This window comes from Paenibacillus baimaensis (assembly GCF_025567575.1).
In genome coordinates, this window is the sequence record NZ_JAOQIO010000094.1 from 396,553 (window position 1) to 420,816 (window position 24,264).

Here is a 24,264-nt window from a genome sequence, read left to right on the forward strand (position 1 = left end):
TATGTATCAAACTGCAATCGTTGTTTCTTGACACAAGAAATGAAGCAGAAGCCTCCAGAGAAGTTGCAAGGCGTGCTTCACCATGTTAAGCTTCCATGAATTGTTGACGATTAATCATTCGAAGCGATTTCATTTCTTTCTAGGGCAATTAAATGCAGTACAGATGAAGCGTTATAAATGGCCTCGAATATTCTTTTTTCAGAAAGTAAGTATTGTTCCTGCTCATATAAATATAAGGCTTCCGTTAAGTCTTTAAGGGCCAATTCCAAGCAGTTTGCAGTGATTTTTGTGTAATTAAAATGTTCCATATCCTACTCAGCTCCTTTTTTATATACTTTATGCGGCTGTACAAAGGTTGTACTAGACTGAACCACTATTTTTAGGGTAGGGATGAAGGGAAATCTGATCGTAATCAAACAATTGAAGGCTGCCTGGAGTGTTTCTTTACTTTTTACATTAATGCTGTTATTTTACTTCCATGCAACATAAGAAAAGGACGGGGGGTAAAAAGATGTTTACTGAACAAGAAAAGGAAGCCTTGTACAAGTGTATTTATATGAGAAGGGATGTGCGGACATTTTTACCGGACCCTGTTTCGGAAGAAACCATAATGAAATTGCTGGATGCCGCACATCATGGACCTTCAGTAGGGTTTATGCAACCATGGAATTTTATCCTAGTTTCTACTGATCAAGTCAAAGAGCGTTTGGCTTGGGCAGCAGATAAAGAGAGAAGGGCATTAGCAATTCATTATGAAGAGACACGACAAGACGAGTTTCTAAGTCTAAAGATCGAGGGGATCAAGCAGGCTCCTTATACGATTTGCGTGACTTGTGACCCAACTCGGGGCGGCTCTCATGTTCTAGGAAGAAATTCGATACCCGAGACAGATATTATGTCCGTTGCTTGTGCGATACAAAACATGTGGTTAGCGGCTTGTGCAGAAGGTTTGGCTATGGGCTGGGTAAGTTTCTATAAAAAAAATGATGTTCGAGATATCTTGAGAATACCACCTCATATTGACCCGGTAGCCTTGCTATCGGTAGGATATACAGACCATTATCCAGAGAAACCGATTTTGGAGACAGCCAATTGGGAAAAACGCAGGGGCCTGAATGATCTGATATTTAGTGAGACTTGGGGAAATTCAAAAAGCTGACCGAAGTTGATTATGCTTGATATGGAAAATCAACTGTATGAAGTTAAAAGGAGGAGTCTGTAATATTATGATCCAACCCCAAGTCTCAACGACAGCCGATTCCGAGCCGCAAATAGCTTGCATCATATCAGCCACCTATCCCGCGCGGCACGGTAATGTGGTTCGTCCTCTTGTGGATAGCGCCCCAACCTTCAGACGGATTTGCGAGGCAGTTGAGACCGCGAGGCACAGTGTCTGGCTCACGATCACCTTCGCGGCGCCGGATTACCAGATGCCGGACGGACGTGGCACGCTGTTCGATGTGCTGGATCGGGCGGTCGCACGTGGGTTAGACGTTCGGATCATTTTTTGGCGCCCTAATCAAGAGAGCAGTGGGTATGGCCAAGCATTTGCTGGATCGCCTGCTGACCGTGACATGCTTGATGAGCGTTATTCGAGCTTCCGCGCCCGTTGGGACCGTGCTCACGCCGCCTACTGCCAACACCAAAAAATTTGGCTGATAGATGCAGGCCAACCGTCCGAGACAGCATTTGTTGGTGGAATTAATCCAACTTTCAAAGCCTTCGAGCCCGGCCACGTGGGAGAAGGTCATCGTCACGATGTCTACGTCGAAGTGATGGGACCGTCTGCGACCGATGTGCACCACAATTTCGTCCAAAGATGGAACGAGGCCAGCGAGAGAATGCTGGAAGACGGTGTGTGGGGTCACAACGGAGATGATGAACTGTCCTTTCCGATGCACGTTACGGATCCCCGAGGCGACAGCCTCGTACAGATCCAGCGCAATGTCCATGCGGGCCGTTACAACGATAGTCACCCGACTCCAGGAGGGCTTCCCTACGATATCGCCGCAGGGGAGCGAACTATCTTCGATCAGTACAATCAGGCAATCTACGCTGCAAGCAGTTCGATCTATATTGAGAATCAGGCACTCCCGATTCCAGAGATAGCGGTCAGTCTTGAGGAAGCTCTTAAGCGTGGTGTAGATGTTGTTGTCCTCGTTCCAGCCGAACCCGAGGAATATGTACGCGCAGCCCGCCGGAACCGGGACCGCAAAGGCTTCTTTGCTCACATAGAAGCACTTGGTGACTATGAAAATTTCACGCTTGTCGGAATTGCCGGACCCGATGGTCAGGGTGGGCGCAGCAATATCTATGTACACGCCAAAATCATGCTGGTGGACGATGCATGGGCGACAATTGGGTCCTGCAATCTTCACTCGAATTCGCTCTTTGGTCATACGGAGATGAACGCTGCCATATGGGATCCGAAAGTGGTGCGTGCGTTACGCCATCAACTTCTGTCGGAACACCTTGGCCAGGACACCTCCTTGTTGGACGACAGAGCTGCGCTTCAGCTCTATCGAAAAGTTGCTCAAGAAAACCAACTCAAAGGAGAGTGCGGTGACTTCAACTGGGAGGGTCTTGCATTTCGTCTGGATCCGAAGACTTACGGCGAATAACAGTACATATTGCCTGGACTAATCATTTTAATAGACTGAATATCTCAAACGAAAAAAGCTATCCTTTATGTACAAAAAGAATAGCTTTTTTTGTGCTGTAGTGAATACATAGTTTGTGACCAACAATACTTCTTTACAAAAGTATTTATTAATTTTAAAGTAAAGGTAATAAATGTAATTTTCATATTGCCAAAGAATGGAGGAATAAAGTGCGGTCGAAAAAAAAGATCTCTTATTTGTTACTCATCCTATTTTTTGCATGTATCGGTGCCGTGCTTTTAGGTAAGGTGCTTTTTTTGAGTGATACTACTGCAACGCAGGAAATCATTCCTATAACAGAACCCAAGCCTGTCACAACCGAAAATACGGCTCCACAAACAGCGAATAAAAGTTTAATAGAGTTGATTAGAGCATATGGGGATATTCCTTTGATCGATGCTCATAATCATGATGCCAGCGATTATAAATATATCAGAATGAAAAATATGTGGGAAACGACCGCGGTCGATCGAATCGTTTTATTCGGTGACGTCTCTGAGCCCTCGGCAGTAAAAACAGATGAGATTGCGTGGGAAGCCTACCGTGATCGCCCGGAAGTCATCATTCCCTTTTTCTCCGGAATCAACTTGCTTGAATCTTCAGGGGTGGATGCCGCTCGCACGATGCTGGAAAAAGGATATTTCGGAATCGGGGAAATTGCAGCCGCGTCCACAAATTCACCGGTTTTGTCCAAGGTTGCCTGGAAAACGAAAGATCCGATGGACGGCTTCTTGCCACAAATTTATGAACTGTGTGCCCAGTACAAAGCCCCCGTCCTGCTTCATATCGACCCTCCCAACGGATTTGTAATTGAGAAATTCAAAGACGCATTAGCGTCCTATCCGAACACGACTTTTATTTTCGCGCATGCAAATGCCTTTAATTCTCCGGGCAACATCCGTGAGCTTTTGAAAACATATCCTAATGTGTATGCTGATTTCTTCGCAGGGTTCACAGCATTTAATCCAGAAAGTTCCAATAAGCTCAAAGATTTTATACCCGTTATGAAAGAATTCCCTGACCGCTTTGTACTGAGTACAGACTCGGGGTTCGGTTTGAAAAGTGAGGAACAAGCGATCGAAGGTATGTACCGTCTGATTGACGAGCTCGGAGACAAAAAGATTGCCACAATGATTGCCTATGATAATCTGTATTCTCTTATTCGCGATCAACCAGCCACAACTACACAAATTGAAGCTATTCGTAAGCTGGATAATGGAAAAATTCAAACGCTCAATCTGGAAAAGTTAACAAAGCTGGAGGCAGGGGAAATTCTTGTAGGTAAAAGATAAGAACGAAAGTGAAACTGTGCACAGGTGGATATGGACGAGCGAGCGGTAACACGAATGGTGCGAATTGAAATATGCTGTAATGGCAAAGATATCTGATATACACAGTGTACCTTTGAGGAGGTGTATGATGAAGTTTGAGTTGGGACGTTGTTTGCTTCAGGAGCGCTTGAACGAATCAGATATGACATTAGAGGAACTCTCGCGGCAGCTTCGTTACAAACCTGAACGCATTTTAGATTATATAGATAACCAAAGAGTGATGCCACTAAAAACGGCAATCTCCATAGCCAACTCAGTCGGATGCAATGTACAGGATTTATATGAGTTAAGGCCGATAGACTGACGAAGCTTAAAAATATCGGAGGTAAGAGGCTCTCACCGTACATGGGGGCCTTTTTCTGTTTCATTTAGGGATGGAAAGTCGATTGTGATGCTGATTCCCATCATCATAAATTATTTTGCGTGTATTTCATATAATGCTACAATATGGGTAGATTAGATGGGTTAAGTTTCTTCAAATTATCGCGGCTCAGGATTTAACGGACAGAATGACGTAAGGTCATTTTATATTTCGTGCAAAACAAAACTGAAACTCTAAAATATGGAAATTATAAGGAGATACAATGACAGAACATAAAGCAATACCAGAAAAAGAAACTGGGTGGAATTTCGATAACAGCTACGCTCGTCTGCCGAATTCATTTTATACCAGATTCAACCCAACACCTGCACGCTCACCAAAGTTGATCATTCTTAATAATCCGTTGGCCACATCTATGGGGTTGAATGTCCAAGCGCTGCAAAGCAATGAAGGTGTAGCAGTGCTTGCTGGCAACCAGATCCCAGATGGAGCTTTGCCTCTTGCTCAAGCGTATGCAGGGCATCAGTTCGGGTATTTTAACATGTTAGGGGATGGCCGAGCTGTGCTGCTTGGCGAACAGAGTACACCATCAGGTGAGCGGTTGGATATTCAGCTTAAGGGATCAGGCCGTACACCATACTCCCGGGGAGGCGATGGTCGAGCGGCGCTTGGACCGATGCTGCGCGAATACATCATCAGCGAAGCCATGCATGCGCTTGGTATTGCTACCACCCGCAGCCTTGCAGTGGTGACAACAGGTGAGACCATAAACCGCGAAATCGGTCTTCCTGGCGCAATTCTGACCCGCGTGGCTGCCAGTCATCTGCGAGTCGGAACCTTTCAATACGCTGCAAGATGGGGGAATGACGAGGATCTACGGGCCTTGGCTGATTATGCCTTACAAAGGCATTTTCCAGAAGTTGACGCTGCTGAGAACCGCTATTTGAGCCTACTTCAGGAAATGATCAAGCGTCAGGCTGTGCTGATTGCCAATTGGCAGCTTGTGGGCTTTATTCACGGGGTGATGAACACCGACAACATGGCCATTAGCGGAGAAACCATTGATTATGGTCCTTGCGCCTTCATGGATGCCTATGATCCAGCCACTGTATTCAGTTCTATTGACAGTAATAGTCGTTATGCCTATGGTAATCAGCCGCATATTGCGGTGTGGAATCTTGCCAGATTGGCTGAAAGCCTATTGCCGCTGCTGCATGTCAACGAGGAACAGGCTGTCAAATTGGCCGAGGATGCGATTTCAAATTTTGGCGAGCTGTATCACCGTAATTGGCTGAAGGGAATGAGGGCAAAACTCGGGATGTTTAACGAAGAGCCAGAGGATGCATCACTGATTGAAGACCTATTAAGTATGATGCAGAAATACCGTGCAGATTACACCAATACTTTCCGAGCATTAACTATTGATAAAACGGAGGATATAATCCTGTTTGGCACCGAGAGATTTGCTCAGTGGCAAGAGCTGTGGCAGGCGAGACTTGGCAGGCAGCAGGAATCACAAGCTTCCTCGCATCAGTTAATGAGAAACAGCAATCCTGCGATAATTCCGCGCAACCATCGGGTCGAAGAAGCACTGGAAGCTGCAGAGAAAGAAGGAGACTACAGCGTGATGGAGCGACTTCTTGATGTGCTTTCAAACCCATACGCGCACACTCCTGAACAGGCTGATTACTCTACACTACCTGAGCCATCAAACCGACCTTACCGAACCTATTGTGGTACCTGAATACGGACGATTTCCCTCTTCACCTTTGTTATATGGTAAACTATTGGTATTATGGTTAAAGAATGGGGGATCCTATGGAACAAATAGTGTTCAATCAACTTGAATTTGTACGCCGTCTTACAATCGATGCTGTGGAGGGAATATCAGAAAAAGCTCTGGATTTCATTCCAGAAGGGTTTAATAACAATGTGAGATGGAATCTGGGACATATTTATTTGGTTCAAGAGAGATTTGCCTTTCATTACGCTGGTGAGCCTGTGCAATTGCCTGATAATTATGGTCGATTATTTGCAAAAGGTACCAAACCAGCCGATTGGAACGAGGGGCCTCCAAAACTGGACATACTACTTGAAATACTTGCAGAGCAACCGAAACGGATTCAGGTGACCTTGTCCAATCGCTTTGGCGAGCAAGTGAAAGAACCATTAACAACAGGCAGTGGTTTAACTTTAAGTACAATAGGTGAATTCTTAAACTATACACTTTATCACGAGGGCATGCACTTTAATGCGATACGTGCACTAATACGATTCACAGATAAAAGCTTGTAAATACAGATCGACAACGACTAACACGCGCGTACTAAACGAAACAGCTAATGCTTAAAGATCCTAAGACCCTGCTCCAGGGTCTATTTGCATTGTTCAAGAAGTAAATACCAATTTGGTAGGATTTACCGTTTAGTTTTATTTGATAGGGGTAAATACATAAGGAGCTTATTACATAGAGAAATTTTGGGAGGGAACTATTTTGAGAAAATGGACATCAATGTTATTAACCGTTCCGTTGCTGCTGAGCATCACTGCGTGTGGGCAAAAAGGTGAAGTTGCTCCTGCAGGGGCCAGTCAGCCAGCGGCTGGCATGAATCAACCAACGGCAACAAGTAAGGTTGAAACAACTAAAGGGACGCCAACAGTCGAAGAACTGATCAAAAAAACATCGGAGGCCAGTCAAAAGCTGAAAAGCTATTCCATGGATACGAAGATGGATCAGAATATTTCCGTTACGGTGGACGGCAAGAAGCAAGATCAGAAAGTAAATATGAATATGAAAACAGATGTGATTCAAGAGCCGATTGCCATGTACCAGGAAATCAAAATGGCGATGCCAGGCAATGGTCAAACTCAAGACATTAAGCAATACATCACACAAGAGGGAATATACATGCAGTCGCAGGGAACCTGGACTAAATTGCCTGACAACACCAAGGATCAATTAATGGCAACGATTAAAAATCAGGCAAGCCCGGATAAGCAGCTGGAGCAATTCAACTCTATAACCAAGGATACAAAGGTTACAGAGGATGGAGGCAATTATGTGATGAGCGCGACGATATCCGGCGATAGCGTTAAAGAGCTGGCTAAGAAGCTGATGAACAGCTCAGGCAGCAATAATCCGCAAATGAATGCGATGATGGAGCAGATGAATATTAAGAGTATGAAGATGACGTATGCTATCAAAAAAGATGAGTATATCCCAATGAGTATGAATGTCGAAATGACCATGGATATGGACCAACAAGGACAAAAAATTTCCATGGATATGAAAATGGACAATACCTTTTCCAATCATAACAAAGTAACTGAGATTAAAGTGCCTGCAGAAGCTTTGAAAAGTGCCAGTTAAACATTACTTGTAATGGAGATAGTTCTGTCTCCTGTATATGCCTTACGAATCTCCAAAAAGCCGCAATGCGATAATTCTCGTATTGTGGCTTTTTCATGCAGCAGGTCCCGCTGACAAATCAGGCTTTAATCGTGTGATACTTATGATGGCCTTACCCGGGCGGTAGACTTCCGCAGTATCAATTGAGTCGGCAGCGTCAATTGCTTACGCTCCAGCAGCGGATTTTCAATGACAGACATGAGCAGCTGTGCAGCGGCAGCGCCGATTTCTTTATCCTGCTGGATGACGCAGCTGGGCGGGATACGAGAGAGCGTAGAATGCTCGTAATCGTCGAAAAATATGACGGACAGCTGTTCAGGTACCTTGATCCCAAGCTCCTCTGCCGCTTCGAGCACTGCAATTCCGCTGCTGTTCGTCGCCGCGAACACGGCAGTCACATCGGGATTCCGTTCCAAAAAAGACCGAACGAGAGATTTATGTTCAACAAAGGTGTCGCCTTGTTCAGCCTTCGGTGGATGTTCGCTAAACAACTCGATCAGACAGCGGTGATGGTCAATCGGAATGTGATGCTGGGTCAGCGCTTTTTCAAAACCTGTCAAACGGTCTTCCAGGCTCGTAGTTGACCGATTGTGCAGGGCGACAAAAGCGAGGTTGGAATGACCGAGTTCAATAAGGTGGGAAGTCGCGTCATATGCACCTCCTATATTGTCCGAACAGACGCAATTCGTGTCGACCCCTCGCAAGTAACGGTCTATGACGACAACCGGAAATTTATTCAACGTCAGTCGCAAAATATCTTCGCTATAGGATTCACCGTCAACCGGTATAATCATGAAGCCTCTGGCTCCCATCCTGGAGCACTCCTGCAGTAATTGCCGCTCTTTCTCCTGATCATTCCGTGTTGAACGGAACATGATGGGATATCCATGCTCGGATAGCAACTCTTCAGCTCCAGCCAAAATATTTGCAGACAAAGAGCTTTGAATACTGGGGGTCAAAAAGACAATGGGCCTGAATGCACCTACTGCTCCCACCGCACGTTCCTGAGGCATAGAGATGTTATCCTGATCAGCTACAGCCTGCGAAATGAAAGAGCCTTTACCTTGAATGCGGTAAATCAACCCTTCCTTAACCAAATCGGACAGTGCGTTTTTGACGGTGAATCGGCTGACTCCGAACTGCTTGGCCAGCTCCGCTTCCGTGGGTAACCGATCATTTGCCTGCCATTTATTTTGATGAATATGTTCAAGGATGTAGTCTCTGATTTGCGAGTACAGCGGAGCGCGTTTCGCTTCACGTATCATAATGTAGGGCCTCCTCTGTCCAAAATATACATACACATCCTATCAAAAATAATACCAATATACAAATTTATTTTGTTGTATTTTTAGCAGTGAATAGCGAGTATATCTAATGTATGAGGTTGAAAAATAAATCTTTACAAGTATATTTGTTAGATTTATATTTAGGTTGTAAGATATGTATATTTGTATGTTAGATATGTTTGAAATCAAAATAGTGGAGGGAATTATATGAAATCGATCGACGCTCGGCTTAGGAAGCTTCTTGGAGACGCGCCTAAAACCTATTGGGAAGAAAAAATAAGCTCAAAACCAGGTTATTGGGGAGAGCGTATCCTGTCGCAGATGGTCTTTGCTCATGAAGTTTCTAAAGTGGAGGGGTACAGGTACAATGAACCGATTGAAGCGGCTCTATCCTATGTAGAACAACAAATCGCCGAAGAGGGTGTCATTGGCAAGCATACATCACAGCACGTTGAGAGCATGCTGAGCGAGCTTGCTGCTGCAGCGAAAAGTTACGATATCATCTGCGCTGCACACGCCCATATCGACATGAATTGGATGTGGCCATGGGATGAGACGGTCGCAGTTACCATCGATACGTTCCGGACGATGCTGAATTTGATGAACGAGTATCCCGATTTTAGATTTTCCCAATCACAGGCATCCATTTATCGAATCGTCGAGCAGTACGCGCCGGATATGCTGCAGGAGATCAAGAAGCGTGTTAAGGAAGGGCGCTGGGAAGTGACGGCGTCGCACTGGGTGGAAGCAGACAAAAATATGCCGAACGGCGAGAGTCTGGCCCGGCATTTGCTTTATACAAAACGATATTTGTCGCAGCTATTCGATATAGACCCGGACAGTCTAAATCTCGATTTTGAGCCGGACACATTCGGGCACAGCGTCAACGTGCCGGAAATATTGGCGAACGGCGGCGTTAAGTTTTACTACCACTGCCGTGGTAATGACGGACACATTGTATATCGCTGGCAAGCGCCTTCTGGTAAGTCGGTTATCGTTTATCGTGAGCCGACGTGGTATAACGATAGCGTACAGCCCATTCTCGGATCGTATGTCCCGGAAATTTGCCGCCAAACCGGCTTGAAAACCTATTTGAACGTTTACGGTGTTGGCGATCACGGCGGCGGCCCGACGAGACGCGATTTGGAACGTATCATGGATATGAACGACTGGCCGATTTATCCTCAAATCCGCTTTGGCACCTTCAGTGAGTATTATAAGCTCGTCGAACCGATTGCCGATAAGCTGCCTGTCGTGACCGGTGAAATCAACTTCGTCTTTACTGGCTGTTATACATCACAGACAAGGATCAAGACAGCAAATCGGATCGGAGAAGCGACGTTAAACGAAGCTGAAACGTTCAGCTCGGTGGCGGCGGTTGCAACGGGGTCCGCATATCCGGGAGCGGCGTATGAGGAAGCTTGGAGAAATGTGCTGTTCAACCAGTTTCATGATATTCTTCCCGGCTCCGGTGTCATCGAAACCAGAGAGCATGCGCTCGGTCTGTTTCAAAATACGATGGCGATCGCGAGCACGAACCGTAAGCTTGCGCTTGAAAGTATTGCCGCCACGATCGATACGTCACAATGGAGCGGACCTGAAGACAAGCTCACGGTGTCCGAAGGTGCAGGTGTCGGTTATGGCACACGCGAGTTCAAAATTACGCAAGTCGAACGGGGCCGCGGTAATACGCGAATCGTTCATTTCTTCAATCCCTCTGTATACAACCGCGAGGAGACTGCTGAATTCGTACTTTGGGATTGGAATAGCCCAATTAAAACACTGATTGTCAGGGATAGCGAAGGCAGAGATACTGCACATCAAGTGATCGATGAAGGTTTTAACCCATATTGGGGACATCATTACATGCGGCTGCTCGTATATGTCAAAGCCCCGGCATGCGGTTATAGCACATACACCATTTCGGAGGGTGAAGGCTCGGTGAATCCTTTTCTGCCAACTGATCCGAGGGTGGAACGAGAGAATAAGTATGTGCTTGAAAACGACGTACTGCGGGTCACCTTTCATCCCGTCGATGCAACGGTCATATCGATGATCCATAAAAACAACAAATACGGGTTTCGCGGGGCGGACAATGCGTTGTCGGTTTCATTAATCCGCAGCTCTTATGATCCGGACCCGTATCCGGAGCTCGGTAATCATCACCGAATCAGCATTGGGGTATGCGTTGTGGAATCAGCCTGCGATCATGAACTGATCGAAACCGCATACCGTTTCAATCATCCGTTCAACGTATTGTCGGGTACTCCACATACAGGTACTCGGACGTTTGACGGAAGTTTTTTGAAGCTGACGGAAGGCAAGGTGGTTGTAGCCGCTGTGAAAATGCCGGAGCAAGATACGGATAAACGGTGGATCATCCGTGTTTACGAAACAGAGGGGCAGCGAACGACAGCAACACTGCAGCTGTTCCAAGCCGTATCAGCAGCTTATTACGTAGATATGAACGAACGCAAGGTATCCAACGATGGTTCGATTCAGGCTAGCGGCAAGACGGTTACATTCGAAGTGCCAGCCTATTCGGTTGCATCGATTTGCCTGGAATTCGAATAATGTACGGGCATTAATTGATAGTGTTACTAATAGATCACCCTGATTCATTCTGGGTGATTTTTTTCTGTAGACGAATGTTATAAAATAACGTATTATAATGTTGTAAACAAACATTTAAAGTTATAATCGAACTTTAATAAATTTAAACTATGAGTTTAAGGGAGTGGATTTAATTGTCGCTACAACTAAAACCAAGATTAAATCGTATGTTCAGTGCGCAAGGAAAATGCTTTGATGTGGCTGTTGATCACGGTTTTTTTAACGAGTTTGGATTTTTGGCTGGAATTGAGAATATGAAGCAAGCGATCGCAACGATTGTGGAAGCAGGTCCCAATTGTATTCAACTTAGCATCGGCCAGGCTGGACACCTCCAATCGATCCATGGCAGCCAGAAGCCCGGGCTCGTGCTTCGTACAGATGTAGCTAATATTTATGGAAGTGTGCTGCCGCGTTTCTTGTTTAGTGAGCTTATCGATAAGGCCATCGAGCAAGCTGTTCGAATGGATGCGGTGTCGGTGTGTGTAAATCTTTTACTGCTGCCTAATCAGCCAGAGCTGCACTATCAATGCATTAAAAACGTATCTTTATTAAAAACAGAATGTGAGAAATACGGTATGCCCCTGATGGTGGAGCCTTTGGTTATGGCGAGTCAAGATAAGGGTGGTTATATGGTAGATGGTGATATTCTCAAAATCTTGCCGCTTGTGCGTCAAGCTGTTGAATTAGGCGCAGATGTGATAAAAGCAGATCCTTGTGACTATGTAGAAGAGTATCACCGTGTCATTGAAGTTGCTTCCGGGATTCCAGTACTAGTTCGTGGCGGTGGAAGAGCCAGCGATGAGGAAATTATGAACCGTACCGTAGAATTGATGAAGCAAGGCGCTTCAGGAATTGTATATGGCCGCAATGTCATTCAGCATCCGAATCCAGCGGGTATGACCAAAGCCCTGATGTCGATTGTCCACCACGGAGCCTCCGCAGAGCAAGCCCAGGCTTTATTAACTCAATAACATTGAGAAGGAGATCATAGTAAATGTCGAAAAAAATCATTCGCTTTGGGGTTATTGGCTGCGGTTTAATGGGGAAAGAATTTGCCAGCGCGGCAGCCCGTTGGTGTCATCTTACTAATGTTGATTTTGAACCAAGGATTGTGGCTGTATGCGATGCGAATTCTGTGGCGACGGAGTGGTTTCAGGATAACATTTCAAGCGTGGAAGCCGCATACACCGACTATAAGGAGCTTCTCGCCAATCCTTCTGTAGATGCCATTTATTGCGCGGTTCCCCATCAGCTTCATGCGACAATTTATATCGATATTATCGAGTCAGGCAAGCATTTATTGGGAGAAAAGCCGTTTGGTATTGACCAGCAAGCAAACCGACTTATTTCAGAAGCCATTATTAATCATCCTGAGGTCATCGTTCGCTGCTCCTCTGAATTTCCTTTTTACCCGGGAGCTCAACAAATCTTTCAGTGGGTCCAAGACAATAAATTCGGTAAAATTATTGAAGTCGAAGCGGGCTTCTGGCATTCCAGCGATCTCGACCCAACAAAAGTGATTAACTGGAAAAGGCGAATCGCCACCAATGGCGAATATGGATGTATGGGGGATTTAGGCATGCATGTCCTACACCTACCGATGCGTTATGGCTGGAAGCCGAAGTCTGTAAGAGCCTTATTGTCCAAAATCATACCGGAACGACCGGACGGTAAAGGAAACATGGTGCCCTGCGAGACGTGGGACAATGCCATCCTTGCTTGTGAGGTGGAGCTTGAAAACCAACAGTTTCCTATGATTCTCTCCACCAAGCGGATTGCCCCGGGTCATGCGAATACGTGGTTTATTCGGATATCAGGTACGGATTTCTCTGCAGAATTTACAACGAAAAATCCTAAGCAGGTAGCTTCCTTACCGTATACACCAGGTGGTCCTCAAGCATGGCATGTAGTAGATGCTCCCTATAAATCAGCGTATGGCACAATTACCGGAGGTATCTTTGAGTTCGGCTTCTCGGATTCAATTCTCCAAATGTGGGCAGCTTTTTGTGACGAACTGGCGCATGGAAAGGATACACAGCAGCCTTTCTACTGTGCAACTCCAGAAGAGGCAGCGGGCAGCCATAAGATTTTTACAGCTGCATTGGAATCAAACCGGACAGGGCAAACGATATCGATTGACTGGAGGGATTAGCTTTGAGTGGCAACGAAGCAGAAGTGATCGTCGCGGGGCACATCTGTCTGGATATCATACCGACTATCTACGAGAAGCAGGCTGGAATGGAGGCTTTGCTGGTTCCTGGTAAACTGGTGGATATAGGTCCTGCCGTCATTTCAACGGGAGGTGCTGTCTCCAATACGGGAATTGCGCTTCACCGGCTGGGCAGCAAGGTTAAGTTAATGGGCAAAATCGGTAAAGATCAGTTCGGTGATGCTATTCTAAACCTGCTGAGACAGCATAGTTCGACATTAGTCGATGGTATGATTGTATCGCCTGACGAGCACAGCTCTTACTCTATCGTGATTAGCCCGCCACACATAGACCGGACCTTCCTGCACTCAACAGGAGCTAACGATACGTATTCAGCTTCAGACCTAACTTCTGAACAGCTCCAGAGTGCACGCTTGTTTCATTTTGGATACCCTCCTTTAATGCGCAGGATGTACGAAAATGATGGTGCTGAATTGGTTCTATTGCTAAAGAAGGTCAAGGATAGCGGGTTGACCGTATCGCTTGATTTGGCTAAGCCTGATCCTGAGTCCAATGCGGGTAAAGCCGATTGGCGTGCTATATTTACAAAAGTACTCCCCTATGTCGATGTGTTTCTGCCGAGTTTTGAGGAAATTCTTTATATGCTGCATCCTGATTATTACGAACAGTTTCAACAAGAATGTCTGTCTGGGGATCTTTTACCCTTTGCAAGTGGTGCCCTCCTATCTGAAATTTCGGAGCAATTGCTGGAAATGGGTGCTGCTATCGTAGTGCTGAAGCTTGGCGAGCATGGCTTGTATGTGCGAACAACGTCCAATGAAAGTCGGCTGTTGACTATGGGACGCTGCTCACCCGCTCAAGAACATCTCGTCAATTGGACGAATAGTGAGTTGATAACTTCTTGCTATAAGGTGGATGTTGTGGGGACCACAGGTGCCGGCGATTGTACGATTGCAGGATTTTTACATGGCCTGATAAGGGGTTTAACTTTAGATGATACACTACATACCGCTGTCGGTGTCGGTGCGTGTAATGTTGAACAGGCAGATGCTACAAGTGGCATTCCGGATGGATCCGTTGTGTGGAGTCGAATCAGCAGTGGTTGGACAAAGCATGAAATGAAGCTTAATTTGCATAATTGGAGCAACAATGAGGATGGCCTTTGGGTTGGACCTCATCACAAATCTGTGGAGAAGGGCAGGGATCATCTATGAAACGAAGTGAATTGGGTAAAGCGCAGGAGCGTGCAGCCGCGATGTTGAAGTCTAGCGGTATTGCATTAACGAAAGAGGAGCAGGAGCATATTGAAGTGGCGGGTTTTGGACTTGGCGAGCTTGACATTCAAGGCTTGGAGCTCATTACTTATGTGAATAATGACCGCTACTGCGCTAAAGAATTAGTATTGTTTCCACGCCAGACGTGCCCGGAGCATATACACCCACCAGTTGGCGATGATCCTGGCAAAATGGAAACCTTTCGCTGCCGCTCAGGAAAAGTATTCCTGTATGTCGAGGGTGCAGCTGCGGCAAACATCCAGTCGACGATTCCGCCAGGAAGCGAGCCTTATTACACCGTGTTTCATGAGATCGAATTACTTCCCGGTGAACAATATACGATAGATCCTGGTACTAAGCATTGGTTTCAAGCGGGCGACTTGGGTGCGATTGTCTCCGAATTTTCCAGCACTAGCCGTGATGAGTATGATATCTTTACAGACCCCCGTATCGAACGGATACCAATCGTTACGGAAGATGAATAAGAGGATATCACCCCATGATTCTATACGGAAAAAGCTGGTCGAGACGCGAACTCGAAGCACGTGTAGGCAAAATTGAACAAATCGCTGGTATTAAACGCTTCAAAGGCATAGAGGGAAATGAAACGGGTGTTGAGCAGATTCAGGTACGAACGGGAGCGGGCTTGACCTATTATGTAACCCCATCCAAGGGCTTGGACATCTCTCTAGCTGAATTCCATGGAGTGCCGATTAGCTGGCAATCTCCCAATGGGGATGCTCACTCCGCTTTATATGATGCTGCTGACAACGGCTGGCTTCGAACAGCATCCGGTGGTTTGCTTATGACCTGCGGATTGATGCAAGTAGGCTCATCTGGTAAGGATGATGGGGAAAGCCTTGGTTTGCATGGTCGAATTCACCATACTATAGCAAAGCAGGTCGCGGCTGTAAGCAGCTGGTCTGATGACGAAATGGATATGAACATTTCTGGCGAGCTGGAAGAAACCTCGATCTTTGGAGGGTGTCTTCGCTTATCGCGCCAAATTAGCAGTCGTCTCGGGAAGAACGAAATATTCATTCAGGACGAAGTACGCAATATGGGCTTTCAGCGCTGTCCGCATATGATCCTCTACCATTTCAATTTCGGATTTCCATTGTTAAGCGAAGAAACAGAAATCCATTTCAAGGATACCTATGTGCAAGCGCGAGAAAACGGTAATTCGATTCATGGCTATAAGGAGTGGCACGCTCCGGATGCAAATTATCAAGAACGAGTCTATTATCACGAATTGCAAGGCGAACCGGAAGTGCAAATTATCAATCACCATTTCCCTTTTCATAACGGGGATGCTAAGGTACAGGCTACGCTTCAATGGTCATCAGACACCTTACCGAAGCTTGTTCAATGGAAAATGCCAGGAGCTGGAACCCATGTGCTTGGCATAGAGCCTGCTAACTGCCATGTGGAAGGCCGTCATAAAGAGCGTGAGCAAGGAACTCTTGTCTTTCTGGAGCCCGGTGAGACAGTGAAATATAGCTTAAGGTTGCTCCTGATCTAAGTTCCGTGGATAATAGAGGGATTGAAGAAAAGTAACGGGGGTTCACCATGACGCATAATCCAATCATCAACCAACGTCAGCAGCAAATTTTGGATCGAATGGCTCTGGACGGCGAAGTAAAAATTGCTGAGTTGAAGGATACGTTTGACGTTACCGAAATGACGCTGCGCAGAGATCTGGAAAAGCTTGAGTTCATGGGACTGCTTAGGCGTACATTCGGAGGTGCCATTCTCGTCGGCAAGGATATTGCACTGCAGGATCGAACGGGTATCATGATGGATGAAAAAATGAGCATTGGCCAGCTAGCTGCTCAGCTAGTTAAGTCTGGTGATTCGATATTTTTGGATGGCGGCTCAACAACGCTGCAAGTTTCCAAATATTTGAAATCGGAAATGAGCATTACCGTCGTCACGAATGCCCTTAATATTGCCGCTGAGCTTCAGGCCAAGCAAATTTCTACAATCGTAGTTGGAGGCATGCTTCTGGATAAAACATCGACTTTGGTAGGTCCTATTGCCGCAGGCTCCATTGCCCAAATGGCATTTGACCGTGTCTTCATCGGTACCACTGGCGTATCGATCAAGCATGGTTTTAGTAATTCCAATATGCATGAAGCCGAAATTAAACGGCTCGTCATCGAGCATGCCTCAGAAGTGAATATTGTCATGGATCATACGAAGTACGGGTTGAAGGATTTGTTCTCGTTCGCGGCTCTTGAAGCTGTAGATCGGATTATCTCCGATCGACTTCCCGATCTGGAATTGGATGGTATACTTAAGGAAGCTTCTGTACAAATTGTAGTCAAGAACTGATTGCCCAATAGAAGAAATCGCCAAGCTCTGGAACCACTCAGGCTTGGCGTTTCTTTTTTTAACACAAACTTTACATGCATTGCGATAAGATATGTAAAGCACAATCTAATCGTTCTTGTACGAATTTGGACACGGGGGGTTACAAGTTGAAATTGTCCATTGGTAAACAAATCATCATTGGTTTTCTAATCGCTCCGCTTTTGCTCGGTGTCATTGGAGGTATGTCTTATCGGTATTTACAGACGGTCAATGAATCGTATACGGCACTGGTGGAGGTACAGGCACGTGCTGCCTTTGATTCACATGTTATTCAGTTCGACGCGGCTCAGCAAATGAATTTCCTTAACGCTTATTTTGTAGTCAATGAGAGCCAGTACTTGCAAGGGTTTCAATCGACCAATGCAGATCTGAACGAACTGGTGGGGAAAGTGTCAAACAATTTGTCGGAGGAAGGGAAGGTAACGGCGAAAGATATTTCGGAACTGAATAAGAAGCTGCAGACTCAGGCAGATAAAGTCGCAGCGCTCCTGAAAACAGACCCGAAAGAAGCGAAAAGGCTCATTAGTCTGGAAGTGCTTCCGACCGGCTCGGAAATCAAAAATGTGACCAAAACAATCGTTGACCAGCAGGAGCAATTGATGAATGAAGCTTATCGGACGAATGCGCAGCTTGTTGAGTCGACACGTCAAATGATTGTCATTGCCAGCGCCGCCGCGATCCTGATTGCGCTAACGTTCGGGATGATATTGGCCGCTCGTATTTCCCGACCATTGGCTGTAGTTAACCGCCAATTGAAAGATATAGCGGAGGGGGAAGGCGATTTGACCCGACAAATCGTGATCAGATCCAAGGGTGAATTTGGAGAACTCGCTGGATCATTCAATCAGATGGTGTATAAGCTTCGTGAGCTTATTCAACAGGTGGGTACCCATGCGGAGCAATTCGCAACGCATTCCGTACAGTTAAATTCCAGTGCTGCAGAAACGGGGGAGGCGTCAGAGCGAATTGCTACCACGGTTCATGAGGTCGCAGCCGGGTCGGTGAAGCAGCATATAAGCGTAGCAGAGAGCTCTCGCATCATCGATGTGATCTCACGACATGCCGAGAGGATTGCCGTCAAATCCAGTCATATGTCCTTGACCGTAGACCATGCAAAGGAAGCGGCTTATCAGGGTCATGATGCGATAAGAACGGCCATGAAGCAGATGACCGAGGCTCACAAGGTGATGACTTCGATGAATGAAGTCGTTGGCGGGCTTCAGGATAGGGCTTTGGAGATTGAGAAATCGATCGAGCTTATCACCGATATAGCCCGTAGAACGAATCTGCTGGCTTTGAATGCCGGGATTGAATCAGCGCGTGCAGGTGAACAGGGCAGAGGATTTGCAGTCGTCGCAGGGGAAGTACGCAGCTTGGCTATTCAATCGGCACAATCGGCGGAAACGATCGTCGAGCTGATTGCAACGATTCGGGAAGAAACCCGGAAAGCGGCCATGCTCATGAACGAAAGTACGAAGGTTGTCGATTCCGGGTTGCAGGACGTGAACCATGCGGGAGCGTCGTTCAACTCCATCGTTCAATCCATCGGTGAGATCGATCAGGAAATGATAGAGGTCACCGAGGTATCCGGCCAGATGGAAACAGACACGGTTCACGTTGCTCAAGCGATCCATGCGATTGCCGAGGTTGCCGCAGCGAATGCGAACGGCACGCAGCATATTCTTGCATCGACACAAGAGCAGCTTGCATCCATGGGACATATGACAGGCTCGATCCGGCATTTAAGTGATGTGGCGGGACAACTGCAGCTGTCTATCGACCGTTTTAAAGTATAGTCGGCATACTCCATTTACACATAGGCTCTTCCCCTGGTTAGTATACACGGAACTCCTTTACCAATCGCACCAGGCTGGGACATCTCCTCCAGGTAACGACGACCACGTTCACATTTTTTGCATCGGCTGCAGACATCGGAGGTAACTACCTTCATATTAAATTTATATTTATCTATCGAAGAGGGTGGCGTGTTTTTCTTTGTGGCTTTTTTACTCACTATACTCACCTCAAATGTTGGTTTGAAGTATAGTATGCTGTTCGTCGGTGATTGGACACATATCCAATACTGACTTTAATTCATACATCTTGATTTTTGTTTCGTCTGCTGAGTTGTCGAATTAATGTAACGATGAAGATCAGAAGGAGCGGAAAAATATAAGCGATATTATTAAGCAACGGCCATGTTGTATTCACGATTTCTTCAAGCGCGGATTCTTTGGTATAGGTAGTGAGCGATAGCAGAAGGCAGATAAAAGCGACGGGAAAGACCAGGAAACGTTCGTTTTTTAATCTGAGCCATTGCGACAGAACCCTCATAAGAATAAGCAGAAGGATGGACGCTTTGAAGTAAAAGCCGATAATAAGCGAGAATCCGATGACCGATTCGATTCTTTCGATGATTTCCTGAACAAAGATCAACCGTGCAAGCTGGTATAAGGAATATTTGAGTTCACCTGACAGAGGCCCCAGTACCATAATGCTGCAAATGACCGAGGTCAGCAACGTCATGGCATTAACAATGAGCGCAAGAAACAAGTGCTTCCCGACCTTAGATGTATCCTCTTGCTGCACGTAAGGCAATATGATGGAAAAGACCACAAGCTCGGCATAGGGAAATCCATAAACGATATATGCAGCTTTAAGAATGGGCCCGATCCCATCGGGCATGACAGGAAGAAGGTATTCCAGATGAAACAAATTCCCGACGAGCACCCAGATGATGACGATGAATCCAAACATCAGAGCCAGTAAGACAGCGGCCATTCGGGCCATAACCTCAATGCCAGCTAGCGCCGTCAAAGCTATCGTCACGAATAGTAGAGAGTTTACGGCATAGGTAGGCGTCTCTTTTAACATCGTGCTTTTAAAAAAGGTTCCAATCTCAATCACGATGCCAGCTACATGCCAGAACATCACGCAGGTAAGTGGAATGAGCAGCACCGTGGTTAATACGTTCCCCAGCGTAATGCGACTGTATTCAATAAGTGATTTATTCGGAAATTGTCGATATAAATAAAGAACGCCTGCTAACAGGATCATTCCCATTGCCAAAGCGATCAGAAGAGAAATCCATGCTCCATTGCCGGCAACGTTCGTCAGGGGCGCAGGGATGATGACGATGGAAGAGCCTGTCATAAAGAAGAGGAATAGCATGGTCATCTGGACAGAGCTAACACGTTCTTGCTTATTCATAGGTTCCTCCCGATTCCAGGTTAGTGCATTATGAAGACTTTGCAGGATCAAGCCATTGGACGATTTGCTTGGCCGGGCCATTTAATAGATTGAAGATGGTGTCAAGATTAGGCCACGACTTGGTGGTAACAAATAGAAAACCGAGATAAAGAAGAGGCGCCAGCATCGCCCCATAGACAAGCCGATCGCGGGGGCAGGCTCCTCTGAACTTTGGTATGTCGCAGACAAGCATAGCGGTAGCCAGTAACAAGAAGCAGACTAATTTACCAATCATGGCTACTTCTCCTTTGTTCCAAACGGGGTTCCTACATTCATGCCAGTACTCAGTACTTCGACATCCACATCGATCTGGAATTGACTTTGGGCAAGTCGCTTATTCCATGTCGGCTCAAGGCGTTTCCAGAGCTTGGGATTTTTCCTGTAAATTTGATTTCCGATTCCGATGGCGTCCAGCTCCTGTCGCTTGAAAATCGAGATCGCATGCTGAAGTTGTTTTTTGACCATGTCTGTGATTGTATGCTCGAAACGTTCTACGTCTTCTTTCGTTTTTAAAAGGGAGCATCGCAGCTCTCCAACAGTTCCTTCGATTCGAATATTTACCCCTATCGACACGACATCATCTTCTACTATAGGCGTTACTTTGCTGTTGAAAGAGAGAACTTCAAACGATTCTTTGTTTTGAACTTGATCTTTGGCGATGTTGATACAAGGAAATTCCAGTATCCCACTCATGTATTTGTCTGTCAGCATCATGAACGCTTCCGTATCCGTCTCCTCAAGGATGTGAACCAGCTTGCCGTCTTTGATAAACGCGACTCCAGATACCTCCGCTTTATTTTGCGAGCCGTTTTTATGAATGTAAGGGATGGCGGAGGTTTTAGAGGGACTTTTCAATTGAATCGCCAAGTCATACAACGGGATGCTGGAGGTTTTGGCGGAATAAAGGGAACCGCTGGTTTCCATCTTTTTGTATTGTTGGCCAATAGTCTGCTCAATAAAGGGTTGAATTTTCAAAAAATCTCCGGCTGATCCTTCTGCAATCAAGGGGAGGACCGTGCCGCGAGGTTCTTGGTCTCTGGAGAAAAAATCAAGAACTTCCCGTATGTTTTGGGTTTTGGCCAACTGTTCTCCGATTAGAATAACACGCATATGATCCCACTTGGGCTTGCGTCCGAACTTCTTCGTGATGTCCCTAATGGCTTCAAAGATCGTTTCTCCGCTCGTTTGGATATTGATGCCCTTCTCTGCAGGCTTCCCACTTGCGCCCGTTTCTTTCTTGCTTGAAGGATTATAGAAAAGGGTCGTTAACTGGATGAGATCGTCCTTGGTCCGATCAATGGCCACCGCTTGGACATATCCGTATTCGTCCAATTCATTATTATCCCAGCATCCAGCGGTCAACCCAAGGATAACTAAGGAAACGAGAATGGAATAAAACGGCTTCACGGCACCTTCTTCCCTTCTGAGGTCTTTTTGTGCAAGTGTCGATTACGCGGCGAATGAAGCAGTACCCGTTGCGGTAAAACGATAATGGCATCCCTCAGTCTGTTGATGTCCAGCGGAGCTATTGACGAAAGGTACGGCTGTCCCAAAGAAGTCAATGTTGCCAAGTGAAGGTAAATCAGTATGAAGCTGACCATGATACCGAGTCCTCCGAACGTTGCTGCGATAATCATTAACGGAAACCGCAATATTCGAATCGCGATTGCCATATTGTATTGAGGGAGCGCAAAGGAAGCGATGCCCGTTAAGGCGACGACAATCACCATAACCGGGGATGAGATCTGCGATTGTATGGCTGCTTGTCCGATGACCAGCGCTCCAACGATGCTTACGGCAGAGCCGATCGGCCGAGGCAAGCGGATACCTGCTTCCCGTAGCAGTTCAAAGAAAAATTCCATAATGAGCGCCTCGATTACAGCCGGAAACGGAATTCCCTCCCGCGTGTTCAATATCGCAAGAAGCAGAACGGTTGGAATGAGCTCGGAATGGAAGGTGGACAAAGCAATGTAGGTACTCGGAAGCATCAGAGCAATTATAAAGGCCGCTACCCGAATCAACCGTATTAATGAAGAAAAAATCGTTCGATAATAATAATCTTCGCTTGTCATGAAGAACTCTGCGAAATTACCCGGACAGATTAACATAGAGGGGCTTCCATTCACCATAGCGATGATCTTGCCATCCAGCAGAGCCGTAATGGCAGTATCTGGACGTTCCGTATATCGAACCTGCGGAAAAGGGGAATAGCGGGAATCCCCGATCCACTCTTCGAGATAGGAAACTTCGAGAATTTCTTCCTTATCGATTTTGGCCATACGATGCTTGAAATCGCTTAACGTATCAGGATTCACAGTTCCATCCAAATAACCGTACGATACCTTTCGCTGGCTCTGCTGACCTGCTGTAAAAAACTCGAATTTTAGGTTTGGCGATTTAAGCAAGCTGCGAATGACGCCGATATTGCGATCAAGACTCTCAATGAAGCTTACGTGGGGGCCTTGTACAGCAGGCTCTGTAATCGGTTCAGAAGCCTGACGTTGTTCCACATCGAGGGCAACATAACCAGTTGCTTTATTCCATCCATTAAAAAAGATGACGACTTCTCCATCCAGAATGCTTTTGACGGCTTGATCCATATCTTCCATCAGTTCAGCTGAGGGGGAGGCGACTCCATCGTTCTCAAAAAAATCAATCAAATTGTCGACCGTAACCGTCGTAGCGGGACCGATCTCGTGGGCAACGAGATTTTGCAATGTCTGTTTAAGGTAATTCTTATGATCGGGCTTGATCAGCGTTTCGAAATAAACAGAAAATGCCGTTTGCTCCAGCTTCGGACCATAGCCCCAAGGGAAAATCTTCAAATCCTTGCAATTGGCAAAATAATCTTCGATGCGCCTCAAATTGTCTTCTAATCGCGAAGAAATAGCATTGGAGTTCAGGGATTCTGATGCAGAAGCAGGATCTGTCTGTGGAGCGGACGGATGACTGGGCGGTAGGCTGTTATCATTTGGATTTTTCCGCATGCTGCACCTCCATACAGGGAAAAGACGTAAAGTATTTACATTATTTCCACAAATAAGGGACTATATGCAATGAATTTTTTAACTACAATCTACTTGTGAATATTTGGATAATGATAGGATTGCGATGTTTGATAAACTTTTAAAAGGAAATTTTTGACAGTTAATAGATGGTGTGCTAAAGTATTTTGTAATAAGTGTTACACTATTAGACAAAGGTGTTAATGATGAGTAAAAAATCTAAAAGAAGTATCGTCATTTCTGTAAGGTTGGATGTCACCTCGTTGGCTGCAGTGGATTTATTAGTGAATTCAGGGCTCGCGCAGAGCCGTTCGGAAGCAGCGTCTCAGTTTATTGGTATAGGTGTGCAGTCATCAGAGGCGTTGATTGTAAAAGCCAAAGCACTCGAAGAAAACGTTCGTGTATTAAAAAAAGAAATGCTGGATGTCGTTACTAACAAGAGTCTTGGTAAAGTCTCGCATTTGCTTAAAGTTGAGGACAGGCTCCAGGAGGACAAGACGCCCAAATGATTGGCATTCCCCTTGAAAATTTAATATTGTCTTATTTGCATGAGCGGTTTGGTTGGTATAGTT

Annotated in this window: 23 protein-coding genes; 16 read left to right on the forward strand and 7 right to left on the reverse strand. The window is 46.0% G+C overall.

Annotation, left to right across the window (positions count from 1 at the left end):
• Window positions 1-110 precede the first annotated feature (110 nt).
• A complete protein-coding gene (locus tag OB236_RS25545) occupies window positions 111-308 on the reverse strand; it encodes a hypothetical protein (protein WP_076234212.1) in 198 nt (65 codons plus the stop codon).
• Between the two features lie 203 nt (window positions 309-511).
• On the opposite strand from OB236_RS25545, the gene bluB reads away from it, so the two are divergent.
• The 7 genes from bluB to OB236_RS25580 all read left to right on the forward strand — a co-directional run bounded on the left by bluB (window position 512) and on the right by OB236_RS25580 (window position 7,683).
• Entirely contained in the window at window positions 512-1,159 is a 648-nt protein-coding gene (gene bluB, locus OB236_RS25550) for a 5,6-dimethylbenzimidazole synthase (RefSeq protein WP_076234213.1), read from the forward strand.
• Window positions 1,160-1,226: 67 nt separating this feature from the next.
• Window positions 1,227-2,621 carry a phospholipase D-like domain-containing protein gene (locus tag OB236_RS25555; protein ID WP_262686460.1) on the forward strand — a complete coding sequence of 465 codons (1,395 nt, stop codon included), beginning with the start codon at window positions 1,227-1,229 and terminating at the stop codon, window positions 2,619-2,621.
• A gap of 209 nt (window positions 2,622-2,830) precedes the next feature.
• Window positions 2,831-3,952, forward strand: coding sequence for an amidohydrolase family protein (locus OB236_RS25560; RefSeq protein WP_262686462.1), 1,122 nt, complete (start codon window positions 2,831-2,833; stop codon window positions 3,950-3,952).
• 127 nt (window positions 3,953-4,079) lie between these two features.
• Window positions 4,080-4,295, forward strand: coding sequence for a helix-turn-helix domain-containing protein (locus OB236_RS25565; RefSeq protein ID WP_262686464.1), 216 nt, complete (start codon window positions 4,080-4,082; stop codon window positions 4,293-4,295).
• A gap of 280 nt (window positions 4,296-4,575) precedes the next feature.
• The gene (locus OB236_RS25570) at window positions 4,576-6,057 is read left to right on the forward strand and encodes a protein adenylyltransferase SelO (protein ID WP_262686466.1); all 1,482 of its coding nucleotides are present in this window, start codon (window positions 4,576-4,578) and stop codon (window positions 6,055-6,057) included.
• Window positions 6,058-6,131: 74 nt separating this feature from the next.
• Entirely contained in the window at window positions 6,132-6,608 is a 477-nt protein-coding gene (locus OB236_RS25575) for a DinB family protein (RefSeq protein ID WP_262686468.1), read from the forward strand.
• Window positions 6,609-6,807: 199 nt separating this feature from the next.
• The gene (locus tag OB236_RS25580) at window positions 6,808-7,683 is read left to right on the forward strand and encodes a DUF6612 family protein (protein WP_262686470.1); all 876 of its coding nucleotides are present in this window, start codon (window positions 6,808-6,810) and stop codon (window positions 7,681-7,683) included.
• Window positions 7,684-7,823: 140 nt separating this feature from the next.
• Here the strand turns inward: OB236_RS25580 and OB236_RS25585 are convergent, their stop codons facing one another.
• Complete coding sequence (locus tag OB236_RS25585) at window positions 7,824-8,987, reverse strand: GntR family transcriptional regulator (RefSeq protein WP_317259383.1); 1,164 nt, start codon at window positions 8,985-8,987, stop codon at window positions 7,824-7,826.
• Between the two features lie 228 nt (window positions 8,988-9,215).
• On the opposite strand from OB236_RS25585, the gene OB236_RS25595 reads away from it, so the two are divergent.
• The 8 genes from OB236_RS25595 to OB236_RS25630 all read left to right on the forward strand — a co-directional run bounded on the left by OB236_RS25595 (window position 9,216) and on the right by OB236_RS25630 (window position 19,234).
• Window positions 9,216-11,582, forward strand: coding sequence for a glycoside hydrolase family 38 N-terminal domain-containing protein (locus tag OB236_RS25595; protein ID WP_262686472.1), 2,367 nt, complete (start codon window positions 9,216-9,218; stop codon window positions 11,580-11,582).
• 173 nt (window positions 11,583-11,755) lie between these two features.
• On the forward strand, window positions 11,756-12,592 hold the full coding sequence (locus OB236_RS25600; protein ID WP_262686473.1) for a class I fructose-bisphosphate aldolase: 837 nt from the start codon (window positions 11,756-11,758) through the stop codon (window positions 12,590-12,592).
• Between the two features lie 23 nt (window positions 12,593-12,615).
• On the forward strand, window positions 12,616-13,773 hold the full coding sequence (locus OB236_RS25605) for a Gfo/Idh/MocA family protein (RefSeq protein ID WP_262686474.1): 1,158 nt from the start codon (window positions 12,616-12,618) through the stop codon (window positions 13,771-13,773).
• 2 nt (window positions 13,774-13,775) lie between these two features.
• Complete coding sequence (locus tag OB236_RS25610; protein ID WP_262686476.1) at window positions 13,776-15,005, forward strand: carbohydrate kinase family protein; 1,230 nt, start codon at window positions 13,776-13,778, stop codon at window positions 15,003-15,005.
• Window positions 15,002-15,550 carry a D-lyxose/D-mannose family sugar isomerase gene (locus OB236_RS25615; RefSeq protein WP_262686478.1) on the forward strand — a complete coding sequence of 183 codons (549 nt, stop codon included), beginning with the start codon at window positions 15,002-15,004 and terminating at the stop codon, window positions 15,548-15,550. Before OB236_RS25610 ends, OB236_RS25615 begins: the two co-directional genes overlap by 4 nt.
• A 14-nt stretch (window positions 15,551-15,564) precedes the next feature.
• Window positions 15,565-16,587: an aldose 1-epimerase family protein gene (locus tag OB236_RS25620; protein WP_262686480.1), complete on the forward strand. Its 1,023-nt coding sequence runs from the start codon at window positions 15,565-15,567 to the stop codon at window positions 16,585-16,587.
• 47 nt (window positions 16,588-16,634) lie between these two features.
• On the forward strand, window positions 16,635-17,399 hold the full coding sequence (locus OB236_RS25625) for a DeoR/GlpR family DNA-binding transcription regulator (RefSeq protein WP_262686481.1): 765 nt from the start codon (window positions 16,635-16,637) through the stop codon (window positions 17,397-17,399).
• Between the two features lie 146 nt (window positions 17,400-17,545).
• Entirely contained in the window at window positions 17,546-19,234 is a 1,689-nt protein-coding gene (locus OB236_RS25630) for a methyl-accepting chemotaxis protein (RefSeq protein ID WP_262686483.1), read from the forward strand.
• 14 nt (window positions 19,235-19,248) lie between these two features.
• Here the strand turns inward: OB236_RS25630 and OB236_RS40160 are convergent, their stop codons facing one another.
• From OB236_RS40160 to OB236_RS25650, 5 genes are all read right to left on the reverse strand, one after another.
• The gene (locus OB236_RS40160) at window positions 19,249-19,452 is read right to left on the reverse strand and encodes a hypothetical protein (RefSeq protein ID WP_076234228.1); all 204 of its coding nucleotides are present in this window, start codon (window positions 19,450-19,452) and stop codon (window positions 19,249-19,251) included.
• An 80-nt stretch (window positions 19,453-19,532) separates the two neighbouring features.
• Window positions 19,533-20,648, reverse strand: coding sequence for a GerAB/ArcD/ProY family transporter (locus OB236_RS25635; RefSeq protein ID WP_076234229.1), 1,116 nt, complete (start codon window positions 20,646-20,648; stop codon window positions 19,533-19,535).
• A gap of 28 nt (window positions 20,649-20,676) precedes the next feature.
• Entirely contained in the window at window positions 20,677-20,922 is a 246-nt protein-coding gene (locus OB236_RS25640; protein ID WP_262686486.1) for a hypothetical protein, read from the reverse strand.
• A gap of 2 nt (window positions 20,923-20,924) precedes the next feature.
• Window positions 20,925-22,094, reverse strand: a complete 1,170-nt coding sequence (locus tag OB236_RS25645) for a Ger(x)C family spore germination protein (protein WP_262686488.1) — start codon at window positions 22,092-22,094, stop codon at window positions 20,925-20,927.
• Window positions 22,091-23,674, reverse strand: a complete 1,584-nt coding sequence (locus OB236_RS25650) for a spore germination protein (RefSeq protein ID WP_262686490.1) — start codon at window positions 23,672-23,674, stop codon at window positions 22,091-22,093. Before OB236_RS25650 ends, OB236_RS25645 begins: the two co-directional genes overlap by 4 nt.
• A 224-nt stretch (window positions 23,675-23,898) precedes the next feature.
• Between OB236_RS25650 and OB236_RS25655 the strand changes: the two genes are divergently transcribed.
• Complete coding sequence (locus tag OB236_RS25655) at window positions 23,899-24,201, forward strand: hypothetical protein (protein WP_262686492.1); 303 nt, start codon at window positions 23,899-23,901, stop codon at window positions 24,199-24,201.
• Window positions 24,202-24,264: the final 63 nt, after the last annotated feature.

Excerpts from the sequence above, each read along its gene's own strand:
- OB236_RS25545 (WP_076234212.1), bottom strand. The coding sequence starts at position 308 with ATGGAACATTTTAATTACACAAAAATCACTGCAAACTGCTTGGAATTG.
- bluB (WP_076234213.1), top strand. The coding sequence starts at position 512 with ATGTTTACTGAACAAGAAAAGGAAGCCTTGTACAAGTGTATTTATATG.
- OB236_RS25555 (WP_262686460.1), top strand. The coding sequence starts at position 1,227 with ATGATCCAACCCCAAGTCTCAACGACAGCCGATTCCGAGCCGCAAATA.
- OB236_RS25565 (WP_262686464.1), top strand. The coding sequence starts at position 4,080 with ATGAAGTTTGAGTTGGGACGTTGTTTGCTTCAGGAGCGCTTGAACGAA.
- OB236_RS25570 (WP_262686466.1), top strand. The coding sequence starts at position 4,576 with ATGACAGAACATAAAGCAATACCAGAAAAAGAAACTGGGTGGAATTTC.
- OB236_RS25575 (WP_262686468.1), top strand. The coding sequence starts at position 6,132 with ATGGAACAAATAGTGTTCAATCAACTTGAATTTGTACGCCGTCTTACA.
- OB236_RS25585 (WP_317259383.1), bottom strand. The coding sequence starts at position 8,987 with ATGATACGTGAAGCGAAACGCGCTCCGCTGTACTCGCAAATCAGAGAC.
- OB236_RS25595 (WP_262686472.1), top strand. The coding sequence starts at position 9,216 with ATGAAATCGATCGACGCTCGGCTTAGGAAGCTTCTTGGAGACGCGCCT.
- OB236_RS25605 (WP_262686474.1), top strand. The coding sequence starts at position 12,616 with ATGTCGAAAAAAATCATTCGCTTTGGGGTTATTGGCTGCGGTTTAATG.
- OB236_RS25615 (WP_262686478.1), top strand. The coding sequence starts at position 15,002 with ATGAAACGAAGTGAATTGGGTAAAGCGCAGGAGCGTGCAGCCGCGATG.
- OB236_RS25620 (WP_262686480.1), top strand. The coding sequence starts at position 15,565 with ATGATTCTATACGGAAAAAGCTGGTCGAGACGCGAACTCGAAGCACGT.
- OB236_RS25625 (WP_262686481.1), top strand. The coding sequence starts at position 16,635 with ATGACGCATAATCCAATCATCAACCAACGTCAGCAGCAAATTTTGGAT.
- OB236_RS25635 (WP_076234229.1), bottom strand. The coding sequence starts at position 20,648 with ATGAATAAGCAAGAACGTGTTAGCTCTGTCCAGATGACCATGCTATTC.
- OB236_RS25640 (WP_262686486.1), bottom strand. The coding sequence starts at position 20,922 with ATGATTGGTAAATTAGTCTGCTTCTTGTTACTGGCTACCGCTATGCTT.
- OB236_RS25650 (WP_262686490.1), bottom strand. The coding sequence starts at position 23,674 with ATGCGGAAAAATCCAAATGATAACAGCCTACCGCCCAGTCATCCGTCC.
- OB236_RS25655 (WP_262686492.1), top strand. The coding sequence starts at position 23,899 with ATGAGTAAAAAATCTAAAAGAAGTATCGTCATTTCTGTAAGGTTGGAT.